22 protein-coding genes, 1 pseudogene and 1 riboswitch are annotated in these 26,399 nt (G+C 39.0%); of the genes and pseudogenes, 10 read left to right on the top strand and 13 right to left on the bottom strand.

The window, feature by feature from the left end; translation table 11 throughout:
• The first annotated feature begins 83 nt into the window (after positions 1-83).
• Positions 84-950 (top strand): YihY/virulence factor BrkB family protein, encoded by an 867-nt coding sequence (locus AKG34_RS00840; RefSeq protein WP_053344352.1) that lies wholly within the window; start codon positions 84-86, stop codon positions 948-950.
• A gap of 264 nt (positions 951-1,214) precedes the next feature.
• On the opposite strand, the gene AKG34_RS00835 is transcribed toward AKG34_RS00840, so the two are convergent.
• Positions 1,215-2,381 carry a DHH family phosphoesterase gene (locus tag AKG34_RS00835; RefSeq protein ID WP_053344351.1) on the bottom strand — a complete coding sequence of 389 codons (1,167 nt, stop codon included), beginning with the start codon at positions 2,379-2,381 and terminating at the stop codon, positions 1,215-1,217.
• Positions 2,382-2,766: 385 nt separating this feature from the next.
• Here AKG34_RS00835 and AKG34_RS00830 point away from each other — a divergent pair, with 385 nt between their 5' ends.
• From AKG34_RS00830 to AKG34_RS00820, 3 genes are all read left to right on the top strand, one after another.
• Positions 2,767-3,069 (top strand): hypothetical protein, encoded by a 303-nt coding sequence (locus AKG34_RS00830; protein ID WP_053344350.1) that lies wholly within the window; start codon positions 2,767-2,769, stop codon positions 3,067-3,069.
• Positions 3,066-3,398 (top strand): hypothetical protein, encoded by a 333-nt coding sequence (locus tag AKG34_RS00825; RefSeq protein ID WP_053344349.1) that lies wholly within the window; start codon positions 3,066-3,068, stop codon positions 3,396-3,398. Before AKG34_RS00830 ends, AKG34_RS00825 begins: the two co-directional genes overlap by 4 nt.
• Before the next feature lie 484 nt (positions 3,399-3,882).
• On the top strand, positions 3,883-4,167 hold the full coding sequence (locus AKG34_RS00820; protein WP_152952224.1) for a hypothetical protein: 285 nt from the start codon (positions 3,883-3,885) through the stop codon (positions 4,165-4,167).
• Positions 4,168-4,444: 277 nt separating this feature from the next.
• On the opposite strand, the gene AKG34_RS29175 is transcribed toward AKG34_RS00820, so the two are convergent.
• Positions 4,445-4,570 (bottom strand): hypothetical protein, encoded by a 126-nt coding sequence (locus tag AKG34_RS29175; protein ID WP_269083711.1) that lies wholly within the window; start codon positions 4,568-4,570, stop codon positions 4,445-4,447.
• Between the two features lie 653 nt (positions 4,571-5,223).
• Between AKG34_RS29175 and AKG34_RS00815 the strand changes: the two genes are divergently transcribed.
• Entirely contained in the window at positions 5,224-7,410 is a 2,187-nt protein-coding gene (locus AKG34_RS00815; RefSeq protein WP_053344347.1) for a bifunctional glycosyltransferase/CDP-glycerol:glycerophosphate glycerophosphotransferase, read from the top strand.
• Positions 7,411-7,932: 522 nt separating this feature from the next.
• On the opposite strand, the gene ribH is transcribed toward AKG34_RS00815, so the two are convergent.
• The 3 genes and pseudogenes from ribH to ribE all read right to left on the bottom strand — a co-directional run bounded on the left by ribH (position 7,933) and on the right by ribE (position 9,781).
• Positions 7,933-8,403 carry a 6,7-dimethyl-8-ribityllumazine synthase gene (ribH, locus tag AKG34_RS00810; RefSeq protein WP_053344346.1) on the bottom strand — a complete coding sequence of 157 codons (471 nt, stop codon included), beginning with the start codon at positions 8,401-8,403 and terminating at the stop codon, positions 7,933-7,935.
• 81 nt (positions 8,404-8,484) lie between these two features.
• A pseudogene (ribB, locus tag AKG34_RS00805) lies at positions 8,485-9,123 on the bottom strand (3,4-dihydroxy-2-butanone-4-phosphate synthase); the annotation flags it as partial.
• A gap of 19 nt (positions 9,124-9,142) precedes the next feature.
• Positions 9,143-9,781, bottom strand: coding sequence for a riboflavin synthase (gene ribE / locus AKG34_RS00800; protein ID WP_053344344.1), 639 nt, complete (start codon positions 9,779-9,781; stop codon positions 9,143-9,145).
• A 144-nt stretch (positions 9,782-9,925) separates the two neighbouring features.
• Positions 9,926-10,056, bottom strand: a riboswitch (FMN riboswitch).
• A 368-nt stretch (positions 10,057-10,424) separates the two neighbouring features.
• On the opposite strand from ribE, the gene AKG34_RS00795 reads away from it, so the two are divergent.
• Entirely contained in the window at positions 10,425-10,655 is a 231-nt protein-coding gene (locus tag AKG34_RS00795) for a TspO-related membrane protein (protein WP_053344343.1), read from the top strand.
• Here the strand turns inward: AKG34_RS00795 and megL are convergent.
• Positions 10,652-11,827 carry a methionine gamma-lyase gene (gene megL / locus AKG34_RS00790; RefSeq protein WP_053344342.1) on the bottom strand — a complete coding sequence of 392 codons (1,176 nt, stop codon included), beginning with the start codon at positions 11,825-11,827 and terminating at the stop codon, positions 10,652-10,654. The two genes, AKG34_RS00795 and megL, sit on opposite strands and share 4 nt — an antisense overlap.
• Positions 11,828-12,010: 183 nt before the next feature.
• Here megL and AKG34_RS00785 point away from each other — a divergent pair, with 183 nt between their 5' ends.
• Both AKG34_RS00785 and AKG34_RS00780 read left to right on the top strand, forming a co-directional pair.
• The gene (locus AKG34_RS00785; RefSeq protein WP_053344341.1) at positions 12,011-12,892 is read left to right on the top strand and encodes a DMT family transporter; all 882 of its coding nucleotides are present in this window, start codon (positions 12,011-12,013) and stop codon (positions 12,890-12,892) included.
• Between the two features lie 44 nt (positions 12,893-12,936).
• Complete coding sequence (locus AKG34_RS00780; protein ID WP_053344340.1) at positions 12,937-13,134, top strand: hypothetical protein; 198 nt, start codon at positions 12,937-12,939, stop codon at positions 13,132-13,134.
• A 65-nt stretch (positions 13,135-13,199) separates the two neighbouring features.
• Here AKG34_RS00780 and AKG34_RS00775 read toward each other — a convergent pair whose 3' ends face one another.
• The 3 genes from AKG34_RS00775 to putP form a co-directional block, all read right to left on the bottom strand.
• The gene (locus AKG34_RS00775; RefSeq protein WP_053344339.1) at positions 13,200-14,336 is read right to left on the bottom strand and encodes a DEAD/DEAH box helicase; all 1,137 of its coding nucleotides are present in this window, start codon (positions 14,334-14,336) and stop codon (positions 13,200-13,202) included.
• A 51-nt stretch (positions 14,337-14,387) separates the two neighbouring features.
• The gene (locus AKG34_RS00770) at positions 14,388-15,662 is read right to left on the bottom strand and encodes an ATP-binding protein (protein WP_053344338.1); all 1,275 of its coding nucleotides are present in this window, start codon (positions 15,660-15,662) and stop codon (positions 14,388-14,390) included.
• A gap of 157 nt (positions 15,663-15,819) precedes the next feature.
• Positions 15,820-17,289 (bottom strand): sodium/proline symporter PutP, encoded by a 1,470-nt coding sequence (putP, locus tag AKG34_RS00765; protein WP_053344337.1) that lies wholly within the window; start codon positions 17,287-17,289, stop codon positions 15,820-15,822.
• Between the two features lie 191 nt (positions 17,290-17,480).
• On the opposite strand from putP, the gene AKG34_RS00760 reads away from it, so the two are divergent.
• A complete protein-coding gene (locus tag AKG34_RS00760; protein ID WP_053344336.1) occupies positions 17,481-19,520 on the top strand; it encodes a molybdopterin oxidoreductase family protein in 2,040 nt (679 codons plus the stop codon).
• A 207-nt stretch (positions 19,521-19,727) separates the two neighbouring features.
• Here the strand turns inward: AKG34_RS00760 and AKG34_RS00755 are convergent, their stop codons facing one another.
• The 3 genes from AKG34_RS00755 to AKG34_RS00745 all read right to left on the bottom strand — a co-directional run bounded on the left by AKG34_RS00755 (position 19,728) and on the right by AKG34_RS00745 (position 24,316).
• Positions 19,728-21,248, bottom strand: coding sequence for an aldehyde dehydrogenase family protein (locus AKG34_RS00755; RefSeq protein WP_053344335.1), 1,521 nt, complete (start codon positions 21,246-21,248; stop codon positions 19,728-19,730).
• 290 nt (positions 21,249-21,538) lie between these two features.
• Positions 21,539-22,972 (bottom strand): aldehyde dehydrogenase family protein, encoded by a 1,434-nt coding sequence (locus tag AKG34_RS00750; protein WP_053347937.1) that lies wholly within the window; start codon positions 22,970-22,972, stop codon positions 21,539-21,541.
• Positions 22,973-22,990: 18 nt separating this feature from the next.
• Positions 22,991-24,316, bottom strand: coding sequence for an aminotransferase family protein (locus AKG34_RS00745; RefSeq protein WP_053344334.1), 1,326 nt, complete (start codon positions 24,314-24,316; stop codon positions 22,991-22,993).
• A gap of 389 nt (positions 24,317-24,705) precedes the next feature.
• Between AKG34_RS00745 and rpoN the strand changes: the two genes are divergently transcribed.
• Positions 24,706-26,079 carry an RNA polymerase factor sigma-54 gene (gene rpoN / locus AKG34_RS00740; RefSeq protein WP_053344333.1) on the top strand — a complete coding sequence of 458 codons (1,374 nt, stop codon included), beginning with the start codon at positions 24,706-24,708 and terminating at the stop codon, positions 26,077-26,079.
• A gap of 58 nt (positions 26,080-26,137) precedes the next feature.
• Here rpoN and AKG34_RS29170 read toward each other — a convergent pair whose 3' ends face one another.
• Positions 26,138-26,263 carry a hypothetical protein gene (locus AKG34_RS29170; RefSeq protein ID WP_255264071.1) on the bottom strand — a complete coding sequence of 42 codons (126 nt, stop codon included), beginning with the start codon at positions 26,261-26,263 and terminating at the stop codon, positions 26,138-26,140.
• Positions 26,264-26,399: the final 136 nt, after the last annotated feature.

The following is a 26,399-nucleotide window of genomic DNA, read 5'->3' as shown; positions in this document are numbered from 1 at the left end:
TTCTTTAGATAGGAGGATTAACTTACCTGAACTGAGGGAAAAGAAGCAGATAACCTTAGTAACTATTCAGGAGTGATGCCCGGATGAATAAGTCGATAAAATTCAGCAAGCAGCTTATCAAAGAAATAAAAGAAGATCGTGTAACAGGGTTGGCAGCAGAACAGGCCTATTATTATTTACTCGCACTATTCCCTTTGCTCATTTTACTACTTTCGATTTTACCTTATTTGAATATCGACATTCAGACAGCCATGGATACTATAAAAACCTTCATGCCAACGGAAACGGTGGAAGTCATCGAGGAAAATATTATCAACATATTAAGTGAGCGGAACGGCGGCTTACTTACTTTCGGTTTCCTAGGCACCATATGGTCAGCCTCAAACGGTATGAATGCGTTTATTCATTCAATGAACATCGCTTATGATGTGAAAGAAACAAGGAACTTCATTAAAGCCCGCTTTATTTCTATTATCTTAACCTTAGGCTTGGTTGTAGCTTTTATCGTTATGTTAGGTCTGCCCGTTTTCGGGAAAGTGATCATCGATTTATTACAACAAGTCATCTCGCTTCCTGAAAAAATGCAAAGTCTATTCAGCTTATTACGGTGGATCATTGCAGTTGTCGTTATCTCACTAGTATTGACCTTTTTATATCGCTTTGCACCGAATAAGAGTTTTCCAATTAAACACGTTATCCCTGGGGCTGTGACCGCAACCGTACTGTGGCTCGGAATATCACTTGGATTCTCATTCTATGTCAGCAACTTTGCTAACTATTCGTCCACATACGGCAGTTTAGGGGGCGTTATCATCTTAATGTTATGGTTGTATTTGAGTGGTCTGATCTTTGTAATCGGTGGCGAAATCAACGCAATTCTTCATCGCCAAAATTCTATACCCAAAAAACAATCCCGTACCATCGTACATCCTGTCCCACTTAAAAGGTAAAATAGCTTAAACAGGCTCAAAAGGCATCCGTTTTGAGCCTGTTTTTTATGAAAGTTCAGTCCAATCCTACGTAAATGAGTAGGATCAACAACTTTTATCAACGAATCTTTCTTTTTATCTACGAAATTTCAGTTTTATCTACGCAAAGTCTCCATTTATCTTCATTTCCTTCGATTTATGGATGATTCTACACAAAGTGTCAGGTTTCCGTCTTAGAGACACAACAAAAAGCGACTGCCCACATTCGGACAGCCGTTTTCCTATTCACCCTCTATTGACAAACTCTTCGTATCTTTCATCATGGGCCAGCCATGCAACGTATTTCCGCTTTATATATTTATCCGCTTCCCCAAATGTATCAAATGTTTTTTTCTGTTGTTTTCCGTTGATCTCCACAATCCATTCTTCTTCTTCATCTTCATAGATGAAAATGTCTTGTTTTTCTCTCGTTGAATACAGGCAACCCTCTGGGGATTCCTTGATATTCAATTGGTTTTTATGAGCATCGCGTTTAATAGGCTCGGCAAAAAAGGTCTTTTCTACGTATTGACTGTATGCCTTTTCGGACATTGTGCAACCTGCGGCTTTTTGATGACCGCCCCCATCGTATTTACCTGCAACCTCAGAAACGTCTATGTCATCATGGATTGTCCGAAAGCTGATTCTTTTACTTCCGACCATTAGAATTGCAATATAATCCAGATGGGAAAACTCTTTGGACAGTTCATTTCCCAATTCCGAATGATAGGACTCAGCATGGACCACACCTGCTGTATGGGGACCAACCGTAGCCTGATAGACTTCTCTTTTTTTCCTGTTTATGTACCGATCAACCCTGCTTTCCTCAACATCCAAAAGCGTTTGCTCAACTTCGTCAAAAGTAAAGCTTTCAGCCGTTGATAATTTATGGGCGATTTTCATCTCAAATTCCTCAATCGGAATCATAAAGAACAAATCATTTAACCGTTTTGCCGTTAAATTTTTGTTTACTTCCCATTCCCAAGTATCGTATTGACGAACTAATTCAACAAATTCAGCAACAATCCGCGAAGGTTCCAACAATTTTTTTTCAACTGCATACTGATAGAATAATGAAGTCGCTGCTGTTTGTTTACCGTCTTCCTGCTCGACTGTTACAGATGCCCAATCATGTTCGTTCAAATGCAGCGCTGATTTATGATGATCAATCAGAAGCGCTTTGCCTCCATCTTCAACAAACTGTGAAATCGCTTTTTCATTATCTTCATCAACTGAAAGATCAGTAACCAGCAACGTATCCTCAATTTTGGCCTGCTCAAGAAATGCCGCTACATTCTGATTAAGTCGCCCGATTGAATTATAACTAACCACTACTTCTTCCCCGAATGCCAGCTTCGCTACAATACCGCATCCGACTCCATCTAAATCATTATGTGTAAAGAGATGGTACACACAAACCCCTCCTAAATACTAATATAATTACTTTTCCCTAAGATATGAATTTCAATTGCAATCTTTACAATTGTAGCATAATCATATCCGCATATTTTAACATGCTTCATTTACGAACAGCTTTTGTAATAAAATATTTAGTATCCTACCTATAAAATTCTTTATTTCCCAGTATTTATACCTAATTATAAATGTAAGATATTACTTTGAAATCGAGATATTTTTATGTATTCATTAAGGGAATCCAGCATGTGAATTGATCAGCAAAATAAAATTTTCTCCTTGAATACACAAAGTAATGACACAAAAACGCCGATAGCATCAATATTAAATTGAGTGGATGAATTAGTATATGATGGAGATTTCGCAAGGTTAAGTATTTGTAATGAAGTTGAAGAAAGGAATAAGTGGCTTAGAAACGCTCTGGGCTCACGAAAAGTCTTCAAAAGGTAAAGTTCCGTTAAGAGCGAATATAAGCGGTAAACGGGTTGTTACCGGATTTAAAATAGGCGTCGGCAGTTTAGTGAATGAAATTAATGATTTGTTAACCGATACATTCCAGGCTGTTACTAACGTTTTCTTTAAAAGTAATAAGAATTTTAAAAAGAAAAAGGTTATAACTAAGCCTCACAGCCTCCAGGATGAAATCAAAGCTAACAAAATTAGCGCGGCAACAACGGAAAGATGAACTTACCCGTATTTAAAACTCATATTAGGGTGGTTTCTCATAGCCAAGATAAATTAACAAGGGAAACATTAGGGGAAACATTAGCCCTTTCTTTGAGCGATTTAACGGAAAATAATGAGCTGCACGGAATAAAAATTAATTTTAATGGTCGTAGAATTGAAGTTATTGAGGAATTAAACACCTTCAAGTTAACCAAGAAAACAAAGTTGGATCCTAATGTAAATATTGTTTCGACGGATGAAATGAGTAAATTAGTTCTTCAAATGCCAAACAAAGAGCTCCAATGCAAATATGCCGATGAATTAAGTGTTAAGAGCGTACTGAAGTAAACATTCCGAATATCTTTAAGCTTAAAAACGGTATCCCTTTAGGGGTTGCAGAATTTAAGGACTCTAAAATTGAAATTACAATGCCAAATGATAACCCCGATAATTTTTATAGAGGATATGTTTTTATGGCCCTGGTGGTTACCGAAGACGAAGGCAAAAGGCGAGGGTTGAACCTCTGTAACCACTGCAGGAAGGAATACCAGGAAGATCAGCGTGCGCGACCTTTTCGCTTGATAAAATCAATATTTAAATTGTTTAGTTAGGTTGAAGATGTGGAATGCCCATATTGTGATGAAGGTATGACATGTATTGATTATTATGGCCTGGGAGTACCAGAGAAAGAAGGTTTTCAAAAGTTAGGGATATATATGAATGTGTGAATCCAGCTTGTAAGGCACACAACCAATCGTTTTATACAGATCAATTTGGAGATATGACAAAAGTTATCCTTGTTAAACAATTCAATACGAAAAGGGGAATTAAAATGGAATCAAAACAGGTCCTAGCAAATGGTGAGGGTGTTATCAAAACAGAAGAAGGAATTTGTTTTACTCTAAATGAAAGTTCCATGCCTTTGTTGATTGATGAAGAAGAATGGAAAAAACTCATGGAGAGGGAAATGGAAATGGATCAAACAGGGGTTAGCAAGGATACTTTATTTAAAAGTTGGGTTGAAGAATTGGGGCATGATAAGGCCGTTTTATTATCTTGTAATTATTCAGTGAAAAGGGTGATAGAAATGAGCGAAGGAGAAGCCATAAGTTGTTGATTGGAGAGCCGAAATGGCTCTTTTTTTATGTGTATGAAAATGGGTCTAATGTAACTTCATTTAATTCCTCCCTCACTGTTCTAACCAATCCCATAATGGGACATCTTTGGTTGGATAGAAAAATTCATGTGCCTCTGCCTCACTCTTCTTCCTCTTAGCCTTCTAACGGTTATTTTCCATATGTAAAGCCTGTCGTTCCATTGATCTAAAGACACGGTCTACATAGCTGGATATGCATGTAATAGTTGAACCTTACTTAATAGCATCTGTGACTCTATTAAAAACAGCTTTCATAATCTTTTTTACGCTTCCCAAAAGCCTTCTTAAAACAAATTGCCGACATCTTTTCTAAATCTTGTTTTGCACTTTCAGGTAAAGAAACAGGCATTTTCTTAATTGTCATCAATTCCACTCCTTAGATATCATTTTAATATCGTGGCAATGTCTTTTTGATATTTAATATATATTATTTTGAATCCTTAGTTTGACTTGGATTTTTTTGATTTTTATCAATTGAGTGGATTTTATAATTACATGTATTGGTTATGTAATCTTTTAATTAATATTCTATTTTTGTACGTACAAGTTTGCTATGTCGCTAAAATAAATCCTCTTAGCAAACCTGATTAGTAAATGGGATTTGTATTTAACTTAATATTAATCAATCATAAAGGACGGTTTATCTAATTGAGAGAAAGGTCTTCTTCGTTTTTTCTCTATAGAGGTTAAATCTTTTATTTAATTATGCTTTAGCTAAAATAATACTTTTTTTAATATTACTTTTACAATTAGAATAAATGAATACAGCATTTGAAGTAATTAAATTAGTCAGGCAAGAGGAAAAGAGAAGTGTCTTTGCCTTCTTCTATGCAGTTGATTCCTTTGATATCTATTTCACAAGCAATCAATTATCTTAACCGCCTCCCTCTAAGCATTTAATAAGGTTAATTCCATATCCATCCAATTTATTTGGGGCGTCAAAAAGACTTGAAATATTGTATAATAAATCTACCTATTAATTAAAATTAGGAAATCAATACCTAAGGAGTTTTGAAATTGAAAAAGGTATCAGTAATTATTGCAGTATATAATACAGAAGAATTTTTAGATGAGTGTTTAACTTCAGTGGTGAATCAAACATATAGTAACTTGGAAGTTTTACTTATTAATGATGGATCATTGGATCAGTCTGGTGCTATCATTAATGAATTTGCCAAGAGGGATAAACGGATTATCTGCTTCCATAATGATGAGAGGAAAGGAGTGAGCGCAGCTCGTAACCTAGGTTTAGATAATGCTACGGGTGAGTTCGTCTACTTCGTTGATAGTGATGATTTTATTGCTCTCGATACAATTGGAAGGTTGGTCGAGAATATTGGGGAACACGATATGCTTACCGGAAAGCGGGTCCGGTTAACTAATAAAGAGGATAGTAAAATCGGGAATATGGTTGAAGAAGAAGCTGATGATGGAATGATAATAGAAGAGATTGAAGAGAAAGTGCAAGAAGGACGTGTACGTTTAAGAAGGGGGATTCAACGCTCGTTCCGTGGTATGTCAATCCTGCACACTCTTATTTCGCGTGATTTTATAAAGGTGAATAATTTGCGGTTTTCAGAAGAAGTTGATTGTTATTCAGATTTATCCTTTATCGTTCCTATCATAAGTGAAATGGGGACATTCCCATTTTTAACACGTTGCTATTATTTCAAGCGCAGGCGCAATGACCCCATCTCTAATCCTGCAGTAATGCAATCGGATCGGGAAAAAAAGGTTTTGGATTTTTTATCAATCTATAATCAGATGAAAGATCAATATGGTATGAACAAACGAGCTGGTTCATATTTAGACTGGTTATTTTTGAATATATATCGAAAACAGATTATCATGCTGTTTTCCAATCAAGGATGTATCGATGAATTTTTTAATAAAGTAGCCGTTTCTGTTGATAAAATTGATGTATCAAAAAGGAAAAAGCTTAATGTTGTAGTGAAAAGAGAGCTAAAGCTGTTACGTAAAAGGAAACTGGAATCTTATAAAAGGCTGATTGGACTCCATCATTTTGCCCGTAATATGAAGAGGGCATTGAAGAGTAGGCAGAAAATGTACATTTATTTATATCGCTCTGTGTTCATGCGTATGCCGCTAAAAGAAAAAACAATCGTATTCGAAAGTTTCTTAGGGAAAAACTATTCGGATAGTCCGAAGTACATTTATGAATATATGCTTGAGCATAATTACGATTTTAAATATATATGGATTTTTAATAAGACAGGGAAAGAGATTCCAGGTAATGCAAAACAAGTGAAACGGTTTAGCTTAGCTTACTATTATTATTTCGCTACATCTAAATTTTCGGTAAGTAATTCACGCCTTCCACTAAAATTGAATAAGCGTGAAGGGAATATCGATTTGCAGACTTGGCATGGAACACCGTTGAAGAAGCTTGTTTTTGATATGAATGATATTTATTCGGCAAATCCCAATTATAAAAAGCATTTCTTTAATCAATCAAGACGTTGGGATTATCTTATTTCACCGAATCAATATTCTTCGGATATATTTAGAAGTGCCTTTAAGTTCGAAAAGGAGATGCTCGAATTCGGTTATCCAAGAAATGATATTTTATATAAAAAGGATAATGAGGAGTCTATCCAGAATTTAAAAGAGAGTCTCCAAATTCCTCTTGATAAAAAAGTGATTTTATACGCCCCGACGTGGCGGGATGATGAATTTTATGAACCTGGAAAGTATAAGTTTGCTATTCAAATGGATTTGCATAAAATGAGAGAACAATTAGGGGATGAATATGTCGTTTTATTACGCATGCATTACTTTATTGCCGATGAGATCGACACAGATGGTTTAGAAGGATTTGTATATAATTATTCAAAATACGATGATATTGCTGAACTTTATTTGATTTCTGATATATTGATCACTGATTATTCTTCTGTATTTTTTGATTATGCAAATTTGAAACGACCAATCTTGTTTTTCACCTATGATCTTGAGAAATATAGAGATACATTAAGAGGATTTTATATAGATATTGAATCAGAAGTGCCTGGTCCATTAGTGAAAACAACGGATGAAATCATTGATGCCGTTACAAATATTGACCAAGTTAAAACTCAATATCAAGAGACGTATGATCGCTTTTACGATAAATTCTGCGGTTGGGATAATGGCAATGCGGCAGAGAATGTCGTGAAAACCGTATTTGGCGAGGATGTAAAATAGTATGTTGTGAATGTATGTTCATCTTCTGTTGCCAATGCAAGTATCGATATTAATGGTTTAGATATACTTTGGTAGTTTTCTGAATGATATAAGGAATGAGAAGTTTAAAGTATTTGTTTATATTTGTGAGGTAGATAATGTTAATTATATTCCGATCTTGAAGAAGCATATTTGAAAGAAAAAGAACAAATTGGAACAAAGTGCTTTTATTCCTCTTGTTAAGACATCCAAGCGGTTTTAGCAAATATTGAAGACATATAAAACAAACGAATTTATTTTCCCTGAATGCCTCAATTGAAGCTGCTAGAGCAGGTGAACACGCTTCTTCATTGAAGAAGTGGCGGCAAGCTTCAATGAACAGGATAATCTCATCAATAAAATAGCAAGAAATTTCCCGAACTTTGAAGAACTGCTTAATGGGTTGAAAAAGCTAGCTCAATCTGACAGGTAATTGTACATTCACTACATTAAAAAGCCGCAGAAAAGAATTTTCTTCTCTGCGGCTTTTTTAATGTGTACCATTTACTGTTCAATCAATTTTCCAAGGTTCGCCATTTCAATAGCACTAACGGCTGCTTCATAGCCTTTGTTGCCTGATTTTGTTCCTGCACGTTCAATAGCCTGCTCGATATTTTCAGTAGTCAACAAACCGAAGATAACAGGTACACCTGTGTCCAGAGAAACTGCTGCCATGCCTTTAGCTGCTTCATTACACACATAATCATAATGAGAAGTAGACCCCCTAATTACTGTTCCAAGGCCGATAACTGCATCATATTTGCCTGTGTTCACTAGTTTTTTCGCAATTAGTGGAAGTTCAAAAGCCCCTGGTACCCACGCTATGTCAACATCATTCTCATCAACACCATGACGCTTAAGGCCATCCAATGCACCGCCTAAAAGCTTGCTTGTAATAAACTCATTAAATCTTCCTACCACGATGCCTACTTTCAACCCTGATCCGATTAATTGTGCTTCAATAATTTTCCCCATGTCCATATCCTCCTAATTTAAAAACAAATGTCAATTTTTTTCGTATTTTTATTTTTCAACCACTTATATCCTTCAAGCATTCGGAATATTTAATTCAAGTTCCTGTTTCTCATATATTTTTCTTTGTTGGAGATAACGAGTTAGCTCGGCAATCGTAATGAATTTAAGATCGAATTTTTCGGCGATAATTTCTAGATCAGATACTCGTGCCATTGACCCGTCTTCATTCATGATTTCACAAATAACGCCTGCAGGAGCAGCCCCGCATAACTTTGCCAAATCTACGGATGCCTCCGTATGCCCTGCCCGTATTAACACGCCACCTTCTTTAGCGACAATCGGAAAAGTGTGACCAGGCCGTTGGAAGTCCCCAGCAACTGAATCTTCTTTAAGAAGCTCCAGAATGGTCAAGGATCTTTCAAATGCACTTATTCCTGTAGAAGTACTTTTATGATCGACACTAACTGTAAAAGCAGTTCCATGATGATCGGTATTTTCACCGACCATAGGATGCAAATTCAATTTTGCCGCCAGTTCTTCGGTAATGGTTGTACAAATCAAACCGCGTCCATGGGTCGCCATAAAATTAATCGCTTCAGGCGTTGCTTTTTCTGCCAATACAACAAAATCACCTTCATTTTCACGGTCTTCATCATCGGATACGATTACTACTTTACCAGCTTTTAAGTCTTCGATCGCTTCTTCTATTGTATGGAACATCTTTTACACCGCCCTTTAATTAAAATCCGTGTTCTGCCAAAAACTCTAAATTCAGTCCTGGTTTTGAATCACTTTTTTTTATTTGATGTATGATATATTTCCCTATCATGTCATTTTCGATGTTAACAATATCGCCAGCTGCTTTCCGCCCCAATATTGTGTCTTGATGAGTCAGGGGAATCAGAGATACAGTAAGCAGGTTTCCCTCTATCCCGAAAATTGTCAAGCTCGTACCATCAATGGCAACTGACCCTTTTGGGATGCAAAATGTACTGAGTCCTTCTTCCAATTTGATCACATAATACACAGCATTTTCTTTTCGCTCTTTTTTTATTATCGTTCCTGTACCATCAATATGGCCTGAAACAAAATGGCCGCCAAACCTGCCCTGTGCACTCATGGCACGTTCCAGATTCACAGGTGATCCCAGTTTTAACGTCCGGATTGAAGAAGCTTTGACCGTTTCTGGCATCACGTCGACAGTAAACAGACTTTGCGTGAAAGACGTTACCGTTAAGCAAACTCCGTTGACAGAAATACTGTCCCCCAGATGTACATCTTCGAGGATTTTCTCAGAACGAATCGCCAACTCCATGCTGCTTTTGCCTTTTTTCAAGGAATGGACGGTACCGATATCCTCAATGATTCCCGTAAACATGTTTTTCCCCCTTTTATAGAATATAAAAAACCCCTTAGATTGACCTAAGGAGTTAGCAGGAGAAATGAGTGAAAAATTGTATACCTAAAAAGCCTAAAATTTTCATTTTTGAAAAATTAGGCGCACGTATACACTTGGGTTCCACACGTCCTTCTCCCATCCAGACTATACTGTCGGCTTTGGAATCTCACCAAATCCTGCCTTTATCAGGCTCGCGGGCTTAGAATTTCTTCATCACCGCCGGTTGGGATTTTCACCCGACCCCGAAGGACTAAATTATTATGAATCTCTGAATATTTTATCACCTTAAAGTAAAGATGTAAAATTTCTAATCTTAAATGAATCATTAGTAACAAGAACTTACTATGTATAAGAAAAAATGTACATATTTTTCTTATAGACCTCCTATGTGCTCAAAATGGTTAAATAAGTAAAATTAGTGTTCATTATTATTGCGCTTTTGATTAACTTAATTATCATTTAAACAAACATTAATGAAGTGGAGCATGCCTCTTTCGACCTATGCCCTTTTTCCATTTAATTAGGCTGGGTAAGCGTCGCAGCCATCGCTGACATTTCTTACTATCTCACCTATAGTAGCTGGAAAGGATTTGAGATATCTAATGTAACCGGGACGATTGTCATGATGATTGCAGCAACAATCCTGGCCTTTGTCTTCGCAGTTAAAATCCGGGATTGGTGCTATCCGCTTGTCTTCTTCTGGGCGTTCATCGGCATTGGTGTACGGAACAGCACTCTCTACCCGACAATCACCCCTTTATCCTACATCCTGGCTGTTCTAATCCTTATCTTTCACCATTTTCATCAAAAAAACCGGGAAATAATCCGGGAAATGGGGTCTGACCCCAGCTAAAAGGCTTGCTGAAGATCGTGCCAGATGTCCTGCCAAGCTTCGAGGCCTACTGAGAGGCGGATAAGCTGGTCGCTGATCCCCATTTGATGTCTGGATTCTTCAGGAACTGCCGAGTGAGTCATGGTAGCTGGATGCTGAATCAATGTTTCGGCATCTCCTAGGCTGACAGCTATTTTGATAAGTCTCAAGTTATTCAGGAATTTCTGGGCATCCTGCTTCGTACCTTGCAATTCAAAGGAGATAAGGCCCCCACCATGTTTCATCTGTTTTTCCATTATATAATGGGCCGGAGAACTAGTATCCCCTGGATAATATACATTCTTCACCTGGGGGTGCTGTTTCAGCTCCCGAAAGATTTCCCACGCATTGGCAGAGTGCCGGTCCATCCTAACCGGTAAAGTCTTTAACCCCCGCAGTAGTAGCCACGCATCAAACGGCGAAATAATTCCTCCGATATCTTTCTGAGTCGTTACCGCTACCTGATTGATAAACTCTTTCTTTCCAACTACAAGACCTGCAACGACGTCTCCATGTCCACAAAGATACTTCGTCGCACTATGAAGGACGACATCACAGCCATAGTCAAGGGGCTTCTGTAAATAAGGTGTCGAAAAAGTATTATCGACTACAACCGGCACATTGCATTCTTTCGCGACTTTCATGACCATTTGTAAATCAATCATTTTCATAGTCGGATTAATAGGGGTTTCCACATAGATGCAGGCTGTTTCTGGACGGATCATCTTCCTTAACTGTTCCTCTGTATCCATATCACAAAAATCATGATTGATACGATATTTACTTTTCATCAACTGAAGGAGGCCAAACGTACAACCATATAATCCTTGTGAACACAAGATGTGGTCATCTGTTTTAGTTAATGCAAAAAGTACAGCCGATACCGCAGCCATACCTGAGCTGAAAGCAAGCCCTGCTTCCCCGCCCTCCAATGCCGCAATCTTGTCTTCAAGCACCTGTACCGTTGGATTTCCAAGACGCGAATAAATATATCCATCTTCTAAACCGGCAAAACGTCTTTCTCCTTGCTCAGCCGTTTCGAAAGTAAATGTTGAGGTTTGAAACAGTGGTGTTGTTAAGCTTCCTAAATGCTCCTTCGAGTCATATCCTTCATGAATTACTGCCGTTTCAATATGCTTATATTTCTCTGCCATACCGTCTCCTCCTCACCAATGTCTATTTCTATCATATGTCAATATCCCATATAAAGGAAGCGTTTTCATTTGTGTTTTCCACTCATTATTAAACTCCTATCTTCAGCAATATGCTATAATTTTACAATCATTCAATTTTCTAATTTTGACTATTCATAGATAAGGATTTTTGGAGGGGAAACGATGAACAAAGTCATTTTTGGTTTACTTGTCATTTTAACGACTGCTTTAATGGGTTCGTCATTCGCTATCGGAAAAATAGGATTAGCTTATACTTCTCCCATGTTGCTTGCAGCCATAAGATTTATCCTTGCAGGTTTGATCATGGCCATAATTGTTAAACTCATCAAACGACCTCATCCAAGCAAGACCATAGACTGGGCTAAATTGGCTATCATCGGTTTATTCCAGACAGCTGGTGTCATGGGCTGCATCTTTGTAGGCCTTAGAACCATTTCAGCAGGGGAACTTTCGATTTTGACGTTTATGAATCCTTTATTAGTTATCATTTTTGGAACGCTCTTTTGTAAAACAAGATACGCCCCACAGCAATGGGCAGGGGTTTTCCTAGGATTTATCGGTGTCTTTATCACAATGGGGGCACATCTTGATTTAAAAACAGGAACCCTTCTCGGATTGATGTCAGCCATTTCCTGGTCCCTCGCCACCCTGTTGATGAAAAACTGGGGACACGCAATCGACACTTGGGTCATGTCAGCCTATCAAATGCTTTGCGGAGGGGTACTGCTGCTTATTGGCTCTTATCTTTTTGAACAGCCCTTTTTCATAATCACAACGGCATCCATGCTTATTTTATTATGGCTAGCCATTATGGCTTCTATCGTACAATTTTCAATTTGGTTTTTCCTACTACAAAAAGGAGATTCCGCCAAAACGAGTGCCTTTCTATTTCTAGCTCCCTTTTTTGGTGTCTTATCTGGTTTCATCTTGCTAGATGAACCGGTCCACTGGTACGTTGCGTTAGGTGGTTCACTCATCTTCGTAGGGATCTTTCTGGTTAACTGGACATCCCATCAAGTTGCAACAATAGAAAAGTCCATGTAGAGTGTTCTTCAAAAAAAATTCTCACTGTAGGAGGGAACAAGAAAATGAGTGGAGATGATACGCTATTGTTTATACACTTGTTCGTTATCCCATCAATAAGTGCTATGTGTTTTCTTAATTTGGTTTCACTTTTGAAAAATCTAAAAGCAGGTAAAAGTATTCATAACCAAACGATTTTGGGAGCTGTTCTTTGTTATATTTTATTCATGACGTTAATGATTGGTTTAGAGGGTATGTATTAATACACCTGCCTAGTCTTGATAAAAAAAGTAGAGACAGCCTGCATGGCCATCTCTACATTCAAAAATTATTCTTCGACTACGATGTTTCCACCATAGAATGTTACTTTCGTTAACGGAATCTCAAGTTCACGTGCCATTTTTTTCAATTCTCGCTCTTCTCTTTCCGTTACAATCGAGATAACCGTGCCATTTGCACCCGCACGCCCTGTTCTCCCGGATCGATGAATATATTGGTCAATGTTTTCAGCCATATCAATATGAACGACGGCTGTCAGCCCTTTAATATCAAGTCCGCGAGCCGCCACATCTGTTGCCATCAACATCGGAGATTTACCTGAACGAAGCTTGCGCAGCGCTTTCTCACGGTCTACTTTATTAGATTCACCGTGAAGGACACCCATTTCAACGCCTTTATAACTCAACTTTTCATGTAAGACGCTCAGCTCTGCGATATCGTTTAAAAAGGCAAGAGCTTTCACATCTTTCAGCCTCGTGATTTTCTCAAGAATCTTGGACTTTTCCCGTCTCTCAACAACAAAGTAAAGATGGTCTACTTTTGACTCCATTTTTTCATGCTTATCGACCTTGATCATTTCTGGTTCGTTCATGAATCCACGAGCCACTTTTTCCGTTTCCTCTGGTAGAGTTGCAGAAAACACCATGATTTGGCGGTCTTTAAGCGTAGTTTTGATAATATTATTAATCGTTCCCATATGCTCGGGAATAATTAATTGGTCACCTTCATCGAGGACAATTGTTTTTACTTCGTGCATCTTCAATTTCTTTTGGGCAATCAATTCATAAATCCGTCCTGGTGTTCCAGCAATGACCTGTGGATGCTTCTTCAGTTTGTCCAACTGACGTTTTACATTCGCTCCACCGATGAATGCTGCACCTGAAATACCGCTTCCTTCTGACCAAATCCGGATTTCTTCATTAATCTGCATGACCAATTCACGTGATGACGCCAAAATTAAAGCTTGGGGAGATTTTTTATCAGGATCTATTTTTTCAAGCAATGGCAGTAAATAAGCAAGTGTCTTTCCTGTTCCCGTAGGTGATTCAGCCATGATGTCTTTTCCTTCTACAATTACAGGAATCGCTTTCGTTTGAATCGGAGTAAGTTGGCCGAAGCCAGATTTTTTCCAGGCCTCCTGGATAAATAGCTTTCTATCGTTCACTAATGCTGGTAATTCGCTCATATCGTTCTCCTTTAATAAAAAAACTTTTCATATACTCTATAGTACCATTTGTTAAAGCGTAGTAGCCAACGGAATCCGAATTGTAACCGTGGTTCCCTTATTTTTCTCACTTTCAAAATGCATCTCTCCGTCGAGGCGATGAATAATCTTCTGGCAGATTGCAAGTCCGATTCCTGTGCCCCTTTCCTTCGTCGAATAAAAAGGTTCACCGATTCGTTTCAAGCGCTCAGGCACCATACCTATTCCATTATCACTCACACTGATTACAGCATGATCATCAATGACATCCAAGGATATGTCTATATTCCCATTATCACTAACCGCTTCAATGCTATTCTTGACAATATTAATGACCATCTGTTTAAGTTCGATGGAATCAGCCATAATATAAACCGGCTCGGCTTTTTTTACCTGATACCCCATCTCAATATTATTCAAATTCGTCTCTGCTTTCATTAACGTATATACTTGTTGTAAACAGTCACCAAGATCAATTTTACATAAAGCAACATCCTGTTTTTTCCCTAGAACCAGCAGCTCACTCGAAATAATATTAATTCGATCAATTTCCTTTAACATGATATCAGAATGCATCGGGTTGACTTCTTTCGTCATATCCATTAACTGCACGAACCCTTTTAGCGATGTCAGCGGATTCCTTATCTCATGTGCGACGGCAGCAGCCAGATGTCCGATTACAGATAACTTTTCAGACATGATCATCAATTCCTCTTCTCGCCGCAATTCGGTAATATCCCTGACGATTGCATATACTCCAAGCATTTCCGTTTGAACAATAATTGGCAAAAAAGTTACACGAATTATCCGCTTTTCATCACTCATATTCTGGATGGTCGTTTCGAATTTAACAGCCTCTCCTTGAAGGGATTGTGTAAAGAAAACAGATACTTTTTCACTTTCATTCCAGTTGATAAAATGATTGGCATTTTTGCCCTTCAAGTTGTCACTTTGGTGACCTAACAGCTTTTCAGCCTCCGGGTTAATTGAAACGACATTTCCTTCGAGGTTCAATTCAAGGACACAATCCGGATTATGCTTGAACAACGACTGATATTGCTCATCCTTCAGATTAAATTCCTGTTGAGAGCGCAACATTTTCCCAGTCCAATATCGGATTATAATATATAAAAAAATCCCGGTAATGAAAATGAACATCCACCCTTTGGAATGCTGAAACATCGCATATGTCTGGACATCTTCTTTTGCCTGGGTCATCGAGAAGGAATCTGTAATGATAATCCATAAGACCCCAATGATTATATATATAATAGCTACTTTAATTGCAATTTTATGAGACTGGTTCATTTTATATCCTTTGTAGTTGTTTTTGGTTTATTATTCCCAAACCACTCAAAAAAAGTCCTCATGTTTTACACATAAGGACTTTACGAATATTGTACCATATATTTTGGTTATTTATCATATAAAAAACGCCGCCCATTTGATTGAGCAGCGTCAATAATTAAGAGAGATTTTTTACAGCTTGATTGAAATCCTCTTCTATCTCTTTAGAAGGTTTGGCTGATAACAGGCTAAAAAACACGACTGCTATTGTACCAGCAATAAATCCAGGGATGATTTCATAGACTTCAGCAAATTTATCAATCATTTCCCAGACGATCACAGTTGCGGTACCCACAATCATTCCTGCTAGTGCGCCCCATTTGGTCATCCGTTTCCAGTAAAGACTTAACAAAATGACCGGTCCAAATGCTGCTCCAAACCCAGCCCAGGCATAACCGACCAATTTAAGAATCGTACCACTAGGGTTGAAAGCTAAAATAAGGGCAATAGCAGCTATCGCTAATACACCAAATCGTCCAACCAGCACTAATTCCTTATCCGATGCATTCGGGCGAATAAACTGCTTATAGAAATCATCAGTCAGCGCACTAGCGGATACTAACAGTTGAGATGCAATCGTACTCATGACCGCTGCTAAAATCGCTGCTAATAAGAAGCCTGTAATCAAAGAAGGAAATAGTTCTTTAGCCAGAATGATGAAGACAGACTCGGCATTTTTTTCCCCTAAAGGTCCGCTTGTCAGATTAAAATAAGCGATTCCGACCAATCCCGTAAACATCGCTCCTACGATAGCGAAAATCATCCAGCCCATACCGATTCGTCGTGCGCTTTTCAATTCTTTTACAGATGAAATCGCCATGAATCGAACGATGATATGAGGCTGACCAAAATAACCAAGACCCCATGCTAGCAACGATATAATACCAATAGTTGAAGTTCCTTCAAAAGCATGTAATAAATTCGGATTAATCGATTTTATTTCATTAATGGTAGGATCCCAGCCGCCAATATTTACAATCGTGACAACAGGGACTAAAATTAAGGCAATGAACATGATCGTACCTTGTACAAAATCCGTCCAGCTAACCGCAAGGAAACCGCCAAATAATGTATAAAGAATAACAACACTCGCTGTCAGCCAGATGCCCCAGCGGTAATCCATATTAAAAGCAGTTCGGAAAAGCTCCCCACCCGCTACCATACCTGAAGAGGTGTAAAAGGTGAAAAAGATTAAGATGACTAAGGCTGATACCACTTTTAATATTCGAGAACTATCTTTAAACCGATTTCCCAAAAAGTCCGGTATCGTAATCGAATTGTCGGCCACTTCCGTATATGTCCGAAGTCGCGGCGCTACAAATAACCAATTTAAATAAGACCCTGCACACAGGCCGACAACAATCCACCCGGCACTTAAGCCGCTTATGTACATCGCACCAGGAAGACCCATTAACAGCCATCCGCTCATATCGGAAGCCCCTGCACTTAATGCGGTTACAGCCGGGCCCAAGTTGCGGCCTCCAAGCATATAATCGGTTAAGTTGGCAGTTTTCCGATAAGCTAAATAACCAATTAATAGCATACCTGCCATATATATTCCAATAGATATTATTACTCCATAATCCAAAAATATATCCTCCTATTACTTATTTATTTTGTGATAAAAAAGGTTCATTTTTATCTTGTAAGCTTATCAGAAAAAAAATCATATGTTAAGAAGTTCTTGCAACTATCTACTATTTCACATTCAATAATAATTAAGATATAAATAGATTATCGATGCAAGATATAAGATTAGATTATAAGGAGGAATTCGCCATGCAACCCTATATCAATCAACCAGATGGAGTCTTTCCCTCAGTTTGCTCTCTTGATTGTCCTGATCAATGCGGCTTACTTTTGCACAAAAAAGATGGGAAAATCATTAAGGTGCAAGGAGACCCAAACCATCCTGTTACTAAAGGAAATATTTGCAACAAAGTCCGAAACATGACAGCTCGCATATATGACCCCAAACGTCTTCAGCAGCCATTAAAGCGGATCGGCTCAAAAGGAGAAGGGAATTTTGTTCCAATCAGCTGGAAGGAAGCCCTTGACACAATCACTTCAAAATGGAAAAACTTAATTGAACAGCATGGCCCAGAAAGCATCCTTCCTTACAGCTTTTATGGAAACATGGGAAACCTCAGTGCAGAAGGAATGGATCGTCGGTTCTTTCATAAGCTCGGGGCAAGCAGACTTGAACGTTCCATTTGTAACGCGGCCGGTTCTGTTGGCTATAACTATACGATGGGTGGTTCGTTCGGCATCGACCCGGAAGAAACGATTCAAACAAAGCTTTTTATCCTGTGGGGCATTAACGCTGTGAGCACAAATATGCACCAAGTAACAATTGCCCAGCAGGCCCGAAAAAACGGGGCAAAAGTTGTGGTCATTGACGTACATAAGAACCAAACTGGAAAGTGGGCCGATTGGTTCATTCCTATTCTGCCCGGAACTGATAGTGCTCTCGCTCTCGGTTTAATGCATATTTTATATGCCGAAAATCTAGTCGACCAACCTTTCTTAGATGAATACACTGTGGGCTCCGCTGAATTATGCGAGCATGTCCGCCAATATGACCCTGCCACCGTCTCAGCGATTACAGGTGTTCCAATTGATGACCTATATGAGTTGGCACGAATGTACGGTAGCACGACTCCTTCATTCATACGAATAGGAAACGGTCTGCAGCACCATGATAATGGCGGCATGGCCGTACGGACCATCGCCTGCCTTCCTGCACTTACCGGTCAATGGCTTGTGAAGGGCGGTGGCGCGATAAAGGGGAATTCAGGATACCTGGCTTTTAATACCAATGCCCTAAGACGTCCTGACCTTTTGAAGGATAAAACAACACGTATCATTAATATGAACCAAATCGGTCAAGCCCTTTTTGAAAAAGAAAACCCGATTCTTTCCTTATTTATATACAGTTCCAATCCAGCCCTTGTCGCTCCGAATGCGAATAAAGTGCAGGAAGGTCTGATGAGAGAAAATCTATTTACTGTGGTCCATGATTTATTCTTAACAGAAACGGCAATGTATGCCGACATCGTCCTGCCTGCTGCTTCATCTTATGAAACGGAGGATTTTTATAATTCATACTGGCATAATTACGTCCAAATACAAAAACCTGTAGTGGAAAAGTATGGAGAGTCGAAATCAAATGTCGAATTATTCAAACTGTTAGCCTGTGGTATGGGCTTTGAAGAACCAGCTTTTAGAGATTCAGAGGATGATATGATACGCCAGGCACTCAATTTTCCAGATAACCCGTATTTAGAAGGAATTACTTATGAATCCCTTTCAGAAAGTCAATTTGTCAAAGCCAAGATGAGTCCGCTGTTCCCGGGTAAACTGCAGACACCGAGCGGCAAAATCGAACTCTATTCTGAACAGATGAAGAAGCATGGATACGAACCGCTACCAACGTATACGCCAATCGTCAAAGACAGTGACCTGCCATTTTTATTCATACCAGCACCTAATCACAATTTCTTGAATTCAACTTTTTCCAATAACGAAAAACATATCTCTATGGAAAAAGAGCCGAAACTACACATGAATACGGCAGATGCCCTAAAATTAGGAATAGATACAGGAGATATGGTCCGTATCTGGAACGAGCGCGGTGAATGTGTGCTAACTGCTGCTCCCGGGGAAAATGTGTTAGCCGGTGTTCTTGTCAGCCAAGGCTTATGGCAGATCACACCTGAAACAAAGCAACATGTCAATGCACTTACTCCAGACAGGGTGGCAGATATGGGAAATGGCGCCGTTTTCTTTTCAGGCCGGGTTGATCTATTAAAACTGTGAAATTATAGTCGTATCGTATTTGATTGATTATCATGTTTTATGCTCATTACTGAAAAGTGTCTATTATTCATTTTATTTTGAGTGCATTTTTTAAAAAATGTTCAATTTCTGGAGTTTATCTACGATTCTGGAGTTATATTTACGTTTCTAGAATTTCATTTCCACAAAAAGGCTGTTCCTTAAGGAACAGCCTTTTCATCTAGCTATTTACTCTTCATCAAACCATCCTGTTGGTTGAATATCCAAGTTGTTATTAATTTGCTTCACTTCTGTGTAAGCCTCGTATCCGAAAGTACCTAGCTCACGGCCATTTCCGCTTTGTTTGAAGCCGCCCCAAGGAGCTTCGTTATATGTCGGGTGATAAGAATTTATCCACGTGATACCAGCACGTACTTTTTTGATGACACGGTACGCCTTAGCGATATCATTCGTAAACACCGCTCCAGCTAAACCATATTTCGTGTCATTGGCCAGTCGAAGAGCTTCTGCCTCGTCCTTGAACTTTTGAACGACAAGTACTGGTCCAAAAATTTCTTCCTGCACGATACGCATTTCAGGTGTTGTATCAACAAAAATCGTTGGTTCAACAAAGTACCCATTTTCCAAGCCCTCTCCTTTAATCCGGTTCCCACCAACGATTAATTTGGCTCCTTCTTCTTTTCCAATTTCGATATACGATAAAATTTTGTTCATATGGGCTTCAGAAACGACTGGTCCCATATGAGTTTTTTCATCAGAACCTGACCCCACTTTAATTTGTTTCGCTTTCGCGGTAAGACTTGCAATAAATTGATCATAAATGGACTCTTCCAAAAGTAATCGAGAGCCCGCTGAACATACTTGTCCTTGGTTACAGAAGATCCCGAATAAAGCGTAATCAACAGCAGTCTCAAAGTCAGAGTCTGCAAATACGATATTAGGGGATTTCCCACCAAGCTCCAAAGTCACTTTTTTCAAATTCCCTAACGATGCTTCCATGATTTTACGGCCTGTTGCTGTTCCGCCTGTAAAGGCCACTTTATCAATTTCCTCATGTTCAGCAATGGCCTGTCCGACAACTGTTCCTGCCCCTAATACTAGGTTTGCGACACCTTTGGGTACTCCGACCTCTTCCAAGATTTCGAATAGTTTAACAGCCGTTACTGGTGTTACTTCTGATGGTTTGAAAACGACGGAATTTCCTGCAGCTAGCGCCGGAGCCAATTTCCAGGCTGACATCAACAAAGGGAAGTTCCAAGGAATAATTTGCCCGCAAACTCCGATTGGTTCCCGGATGACCATTGCTTGCTGACCGTCAGGCACTTCATACGTCTGTCCTGTCGGTTTAGTAGCCAATCCTGCATAATATCTAAAACAGGCTGCTGCATCATCTATATCAAAACGAGCTTCGCGCAATGGTTTTCCATTATCCAACGTTTCCAAAGCAGCTAGTTCTTCAGCCTTTTCTTCTAATTTATCGGCAATTTTGAATAAAAGTCTGGCTCGCTCCACTGCCGGAGTTCCCCACCATCCGCCTTCATAGAAAGCATATTTAGCTGCCTCAACCGCTGCATCGACATCCTTCTGTGTTCCTTCTGCAGCTGTAGCAATAACTTCTCCCGTAGCCGGATTCAATACATCCCTTTTTTCACCCGAAGTCGAACTCACCCATTCCCCATTGATAAACATCTTTAAGTCTAGTGCTTCCGTTCCTTCTTTTTGTGTGTTATTTTGTAAAGTTTCCTGCATTTTAATTCCTCCTCGGTTTTAAGTTATCTACCTATATACAAGATATAAGCAAGATTCATGCCAGTTTGAAATATTAGGTAAAATCGCATTTTCTTTCTCTTCCCTGTCCCATATAAATTCAATCGTGAATTTTCTATTCATTTTTGCATAATAACTTTAGTCAATCTTCTCTACTTTCGCCACAACCTCTTTATTTCTATTAAAAGATTCATAAAAAATATATTTAGAAGAAATATATTTTCTCAAAAATAAAGAGATGAGCAGCTGCTCATCTCCATACTTTTTCATTATTAATTCCGATTAAAAATGACCAGCTTCATTTCCGTCATTTCTTCAATCGCATACTTTAACCCTTCACGGCCCATCCCGCTTTTTTTGACTCCGCCATATGGCATGTTGTCGACGCGATATGTTGGGATATCATTTATGATAACGCCACCGACTTCCAGTTTTTCAGCTGCAGTAAGGGCCAAATTGATATTGTCTGTATAAACCCCTGCCTGCAAGCCAAATTCGGAATCATTGACCAAATCAATTGCTTCTTCAACCGACGACACCTTATTGATCAAAACAATAGGAGCAAAGACTTCCTGACAGGATACCTTAAGCTTCGCATCCACCTCCAGTAAGACAGTAGGATGCAGGATATTCCCTTCAGATTTACCTCCTGCTGCAACAACGGCACCGTACTGTTTTGCTTCACTGATCCAGTCCAGACTGCGTTCTACATCACCAGCGCTTATTAACGCTGAGACATCCACTGCCGGGTCCAAAGAATCGCCGAGTATTAGTCCCTTCGTTGCCTCAGAGAATTTTTCTACAAACTCGTCATACACCTCTTCATGAACATATGCTCGCTGTAAGGAAATACAGACTTGCCCTTGAAAAGCAAATGCTGCCGTTACACACCGTGGGATAATTTTATCAATATCAATCCCTTTATCCACAATAACCGCTGCATTGGAACCAAGTTCAAGACTCACTTTCTTCAAGCCCGCCTTGTTACGGATACCGATTCCTACAGCAGGGCTTCCGGTGAATGAAATGCTCTTCACCCGTGAATCAGTCACTAATTTATCACCAATTACCGAACCACTCCCCGTAATCAGATTAAACGCTCCATCAGGAAGATCTGTTTCGGCTAATAGCTCAGCTAGTAATAGCGATGATAGTGGCGTTTGGCTCGCAGGTTTCAAGACAATCGGGTTTCCAGCAGCAATGGCCGGTCCGACTTTATGAGCTACCAGGTTCATCGGGAAATTAAAAGGAGTAATTGCACCCACTACGCCAATTGGCTCGCGTACGGTGTAACCAATTCTACCTTCCCCGTCAGCTGTCGCATCCATCGTTAATGTTTCTCCATGAATTCTCTTTGCTTCTTCTGCTGCAAATTTATATGTGGCAATCGTCCGGGAGACTTCTCCTATCGCTGTTTTGATCGGCTTCGCTGCCTCTTTAGCAATAATTTCAGCTGCCTCATCTTTACGGCTTTCCAAAAGAGTTGCAAGCTTTTCAAGAATGGCAGCCCGTTTATGACTTGGCAGAGCAGCCATTGCTTTTCTAGCTTGATAAGCTGAGTCTATCGCCAACTCAACCTCTTCAGGGGTAGCAGCCGGAATCTCCGCTAAAACCTCCCCGCTATAGGGAGACTTTAGTGTCGTGAACTTTTGGGCTTCTTTCCATTTTCCATTAATAAATAGTTTCTTTTTCAGAGTTTCCGTCATTACCATCCTTTTCACCTCTTATAAAATTTCTTTTTCGACAGCTGTAAATGTTTCATCCAGGATTTCAATTATTCTTTCGACTTCTGATTTAGTTATGATTAAAGGTGGTGCAAACACGAGTGTATCTTGATCAAACGTAACAGACCGGCAAATTAAACCATTCTTCGCAGCTTCAGCTACAAGTCTTGGTGCTAGCTGTGTTTCAAAGCCTTCCCCGGTTTGTTTATCTTTGACAATGGAAATGCCTCCAATAAGACCAAGTGCTCTAACATCCCCAATAATCGGGTGTTTGCTTTGTAGCTTTTTAAAGCCCTCAAGCAATTCTAAGCCACGCTGTTTCGAGTTTTCTATTAAGTTTTCGCGTTCAATAATTTCAATATTTTTCAAGGCGACAGCACAAGCCATAGGGTGCCCACTGTATGTGTATCCATGTAAAAGCGTGCCTTTAGACAGGGCTATAAAATCCTGATGCATCTTATCATTAAGGACCACGCCACCTAACTGGGCATATCCGCTCGACACACCTTTTGCAAAGCACATCATGTCTGGCACAACACCGAAGTGCTCAATTCCAAAATACGTACCTGTTCTTCCGAAGCCTGTAATGACTTCATCCGTTACCATTAAAATGCCGTATTCATTACAAATCTCTCTTACTTCCTTAAAATACCCTTCAGGAGGTAGATTCACGCCGCCAGCTCCTTGAATCGGTTCCGCGATAAATGCAGCAATCGTTTCTGGCCCTTCTTGTTCGATGACCTTACGCAAATCTTCAATGGAAGAACCATCTACATAACAAAAATCCGGAGCGATGGAATTCGTGAAGTCACGGAATGGTTTCAAGCCTGTTGCACTTGTCGCTCCCATTGCCACCCCATGATAGGATTTCGAACGGGAAATAATCTTTTGACGATTAGGCTGCCCTTTTAAAATCCAGTAGTGACGGGCAAGTTTAATCGCTGTATCATTCGATTCCGATCCACCTGAAGTGAAGAAAACAGCATTCAAATCCCCAGGAGCAATTGAAGCAATTTTAGCAGCTAAACGAATAGCCGGCTCATTGCTGAAGGTAGCAAAACTGGAGGTAAACGCTAACTTTGCCATCTGTTCTTTCGCCACTTCAGCCAACTCTTCTTGTCCATGCCCAATATTCACATTCCAAAGTGAGGCCATGCCATCGATGACGGTTCTACCCGTGACGTCCGTAAGATATATTCCTTTACCTTCTGTAAAAATGAAACTTGGACCATCCGCCTGCTGTTGTGCAATTGCTGTAGTCGGATGAATAAAATGCTTTTTATCCAAATCGATTAATTCCTGAATCCCCGTCTTCTCTTTAATCATGTAAAAAACACCCTTCTCTCACGTAATAGATTTTTTATAATTTTCTATAAGTATTTATATAGCAAGATGCATGCCAAAGTATATGAGCTTTATATAATAGTATTCAGAGAGAAAGTGATTCATAAATAAATCAAAAATAGCGCGTATTGATTCGAATATAAATCAATCGATTCATATTCAAATCAAACATATTTAAATTTCCATTTTTCAACAAATATTAATACTTATTTACTAATATTGTCGTTTTTTGCATTTAATTTCTTAATGATGTTACATAACCTGACATAAATTATTGAATTTTTGAAAAATTTGTATTATTATCATGTTAATAACATTTTCATTTCCCTTTTGAGCCCTCGGTTAATCTAAAATGAAAGAAGTTGATATAAATGCAGGTAGGCTTTGAACTGTATCAAAAGCAAACTTTGAAGTTAGCTTTGACCCCTCAATTACAGCAATCGATCAATATTCTACAATATTCTGCACATGAACTTATAGATTTTTTACACCAACAGGCTAACGAAAATCCTGTTCTCGAAATAACCGAAACATTTAAAGACCCTCTCGCCTCTCTCTCTGAATCTGGTATACGTACAAATAAAATAAACACTCAGGCAGGAGGATCTTCGGCTACAAGTAAAGGATTCAATGGAGACAGTGATTATAACCCTATCAATAATTATTCAGTAAACACAGAAACACTAGAAAATCATTTACTAGAACAAGTGAGTATGCTGAAATTCTTGAAACCTCTTGAAAGAAAGATCCTCGCATTTTTAATTGGAAACTTAAGCGAATATGGATTTCTTGAAGTGGATGCAGATTGGGCAGCCTCTCTTTTTTCCGTGTCTATGGAAGAAATTGAAGACATGATTCAAGTTCTGCAATCCCTTGACCCCATCGGAGTGGGTGCCAGAGATTTGACTGATTGTTTACTCATTCAGCTGCGTGAGCATGAGCATTATAATGAATTAGCGTACACTATTATAGATAAGCACTTAACAGATTTAGCTGAAAAGCGTTACAAGAAAATAGCCAACCTTTACAAAGTAACTATTCAGGAAGTCCAAGAGGCATCAGATTTTATCCGCACGTTAAATCCCCGTCCCGTCAGTCATTTTTCTAATGATATGACCCATTACATCGTTCCGGACGTATTCGTAGAAAAAGAAAAGGATGGCTATCTGATTACGGTTAACAACAGTTTCGCACCTAAACTATCAATCAACCATTACTATACGAATATATTAGCCACTAAGCCGGGCGACCCAGCTAAAGATTACGTCAAAAATCACTTAAATGATGCTCAATTACTGATTAAAGGTCTTGAACAAAGGCAAATGACCCTTTACAAAGTGACAGCAACCATTGTAGAGGAACAACAGGATTTTTTCTTGAAAGGGATTGCTGGATTAAAACCTATGACACTGAAAGATATTTCCGAAAAACTCCAGCTTCATGAATCAACAATCAGCAGGGCCACGAGCAATAAATATATCCAAACTCCGCAAGGCCTCTTCAAATTAAGGAACTTCTTTACTAGAGGCTTAAACCGAGTGAACAGCCAAGAAACCGAATCCACTCTTACCATCAAAGAAAAAATAAAAGTCTTGATCGCCGATGAAGATAAAATAAAGCCTTTTTCTGACCAAAAACTTTGTCAAATATTTGAAAATGAAGGAACCAAAATATCCCGTCGGACCATCGCAAAATACCGTGAAGACCTCGGTATACCTGGATCTTCTAAACGCCGGAGATTTTGAAACAAAAAAACTAGCTGTGTAAAAGTACAGCTAGTTTTTTTCTCTTTATAGTTAAACTTTAACATCGGGAAACGGCAGCACTAGTTTGAACGACTTCCCATTTATCGTCTTCTCCTCTGACTTTACTCTGACCGATACAATCAAAAGCAACTGAAGAAACGACAGCCCGATGATACCCTATCACAACATTCCTCTCCACATGCCTACACTCAATATGCGTAGTGGATTGTAATTCGAGAGAGAGGATAAGATTGGAGTCAAATTTGTTCACTGTTTTTCCTGTTTTTATTATTAAAAGTATAAAGCTACATCACCAAATT

This window comes from Peribacillus butanolivorans (genome assembly GCF_001273755.1).
GTDB lineage: Bacteria > Bacillota > Bacilli > Bacillales > DSM-1321 > Peribacillus > Peribacillus butanolivorans.
This window is presented reverse-complemented; position numbering and strand designations above follow the sequence as displayed.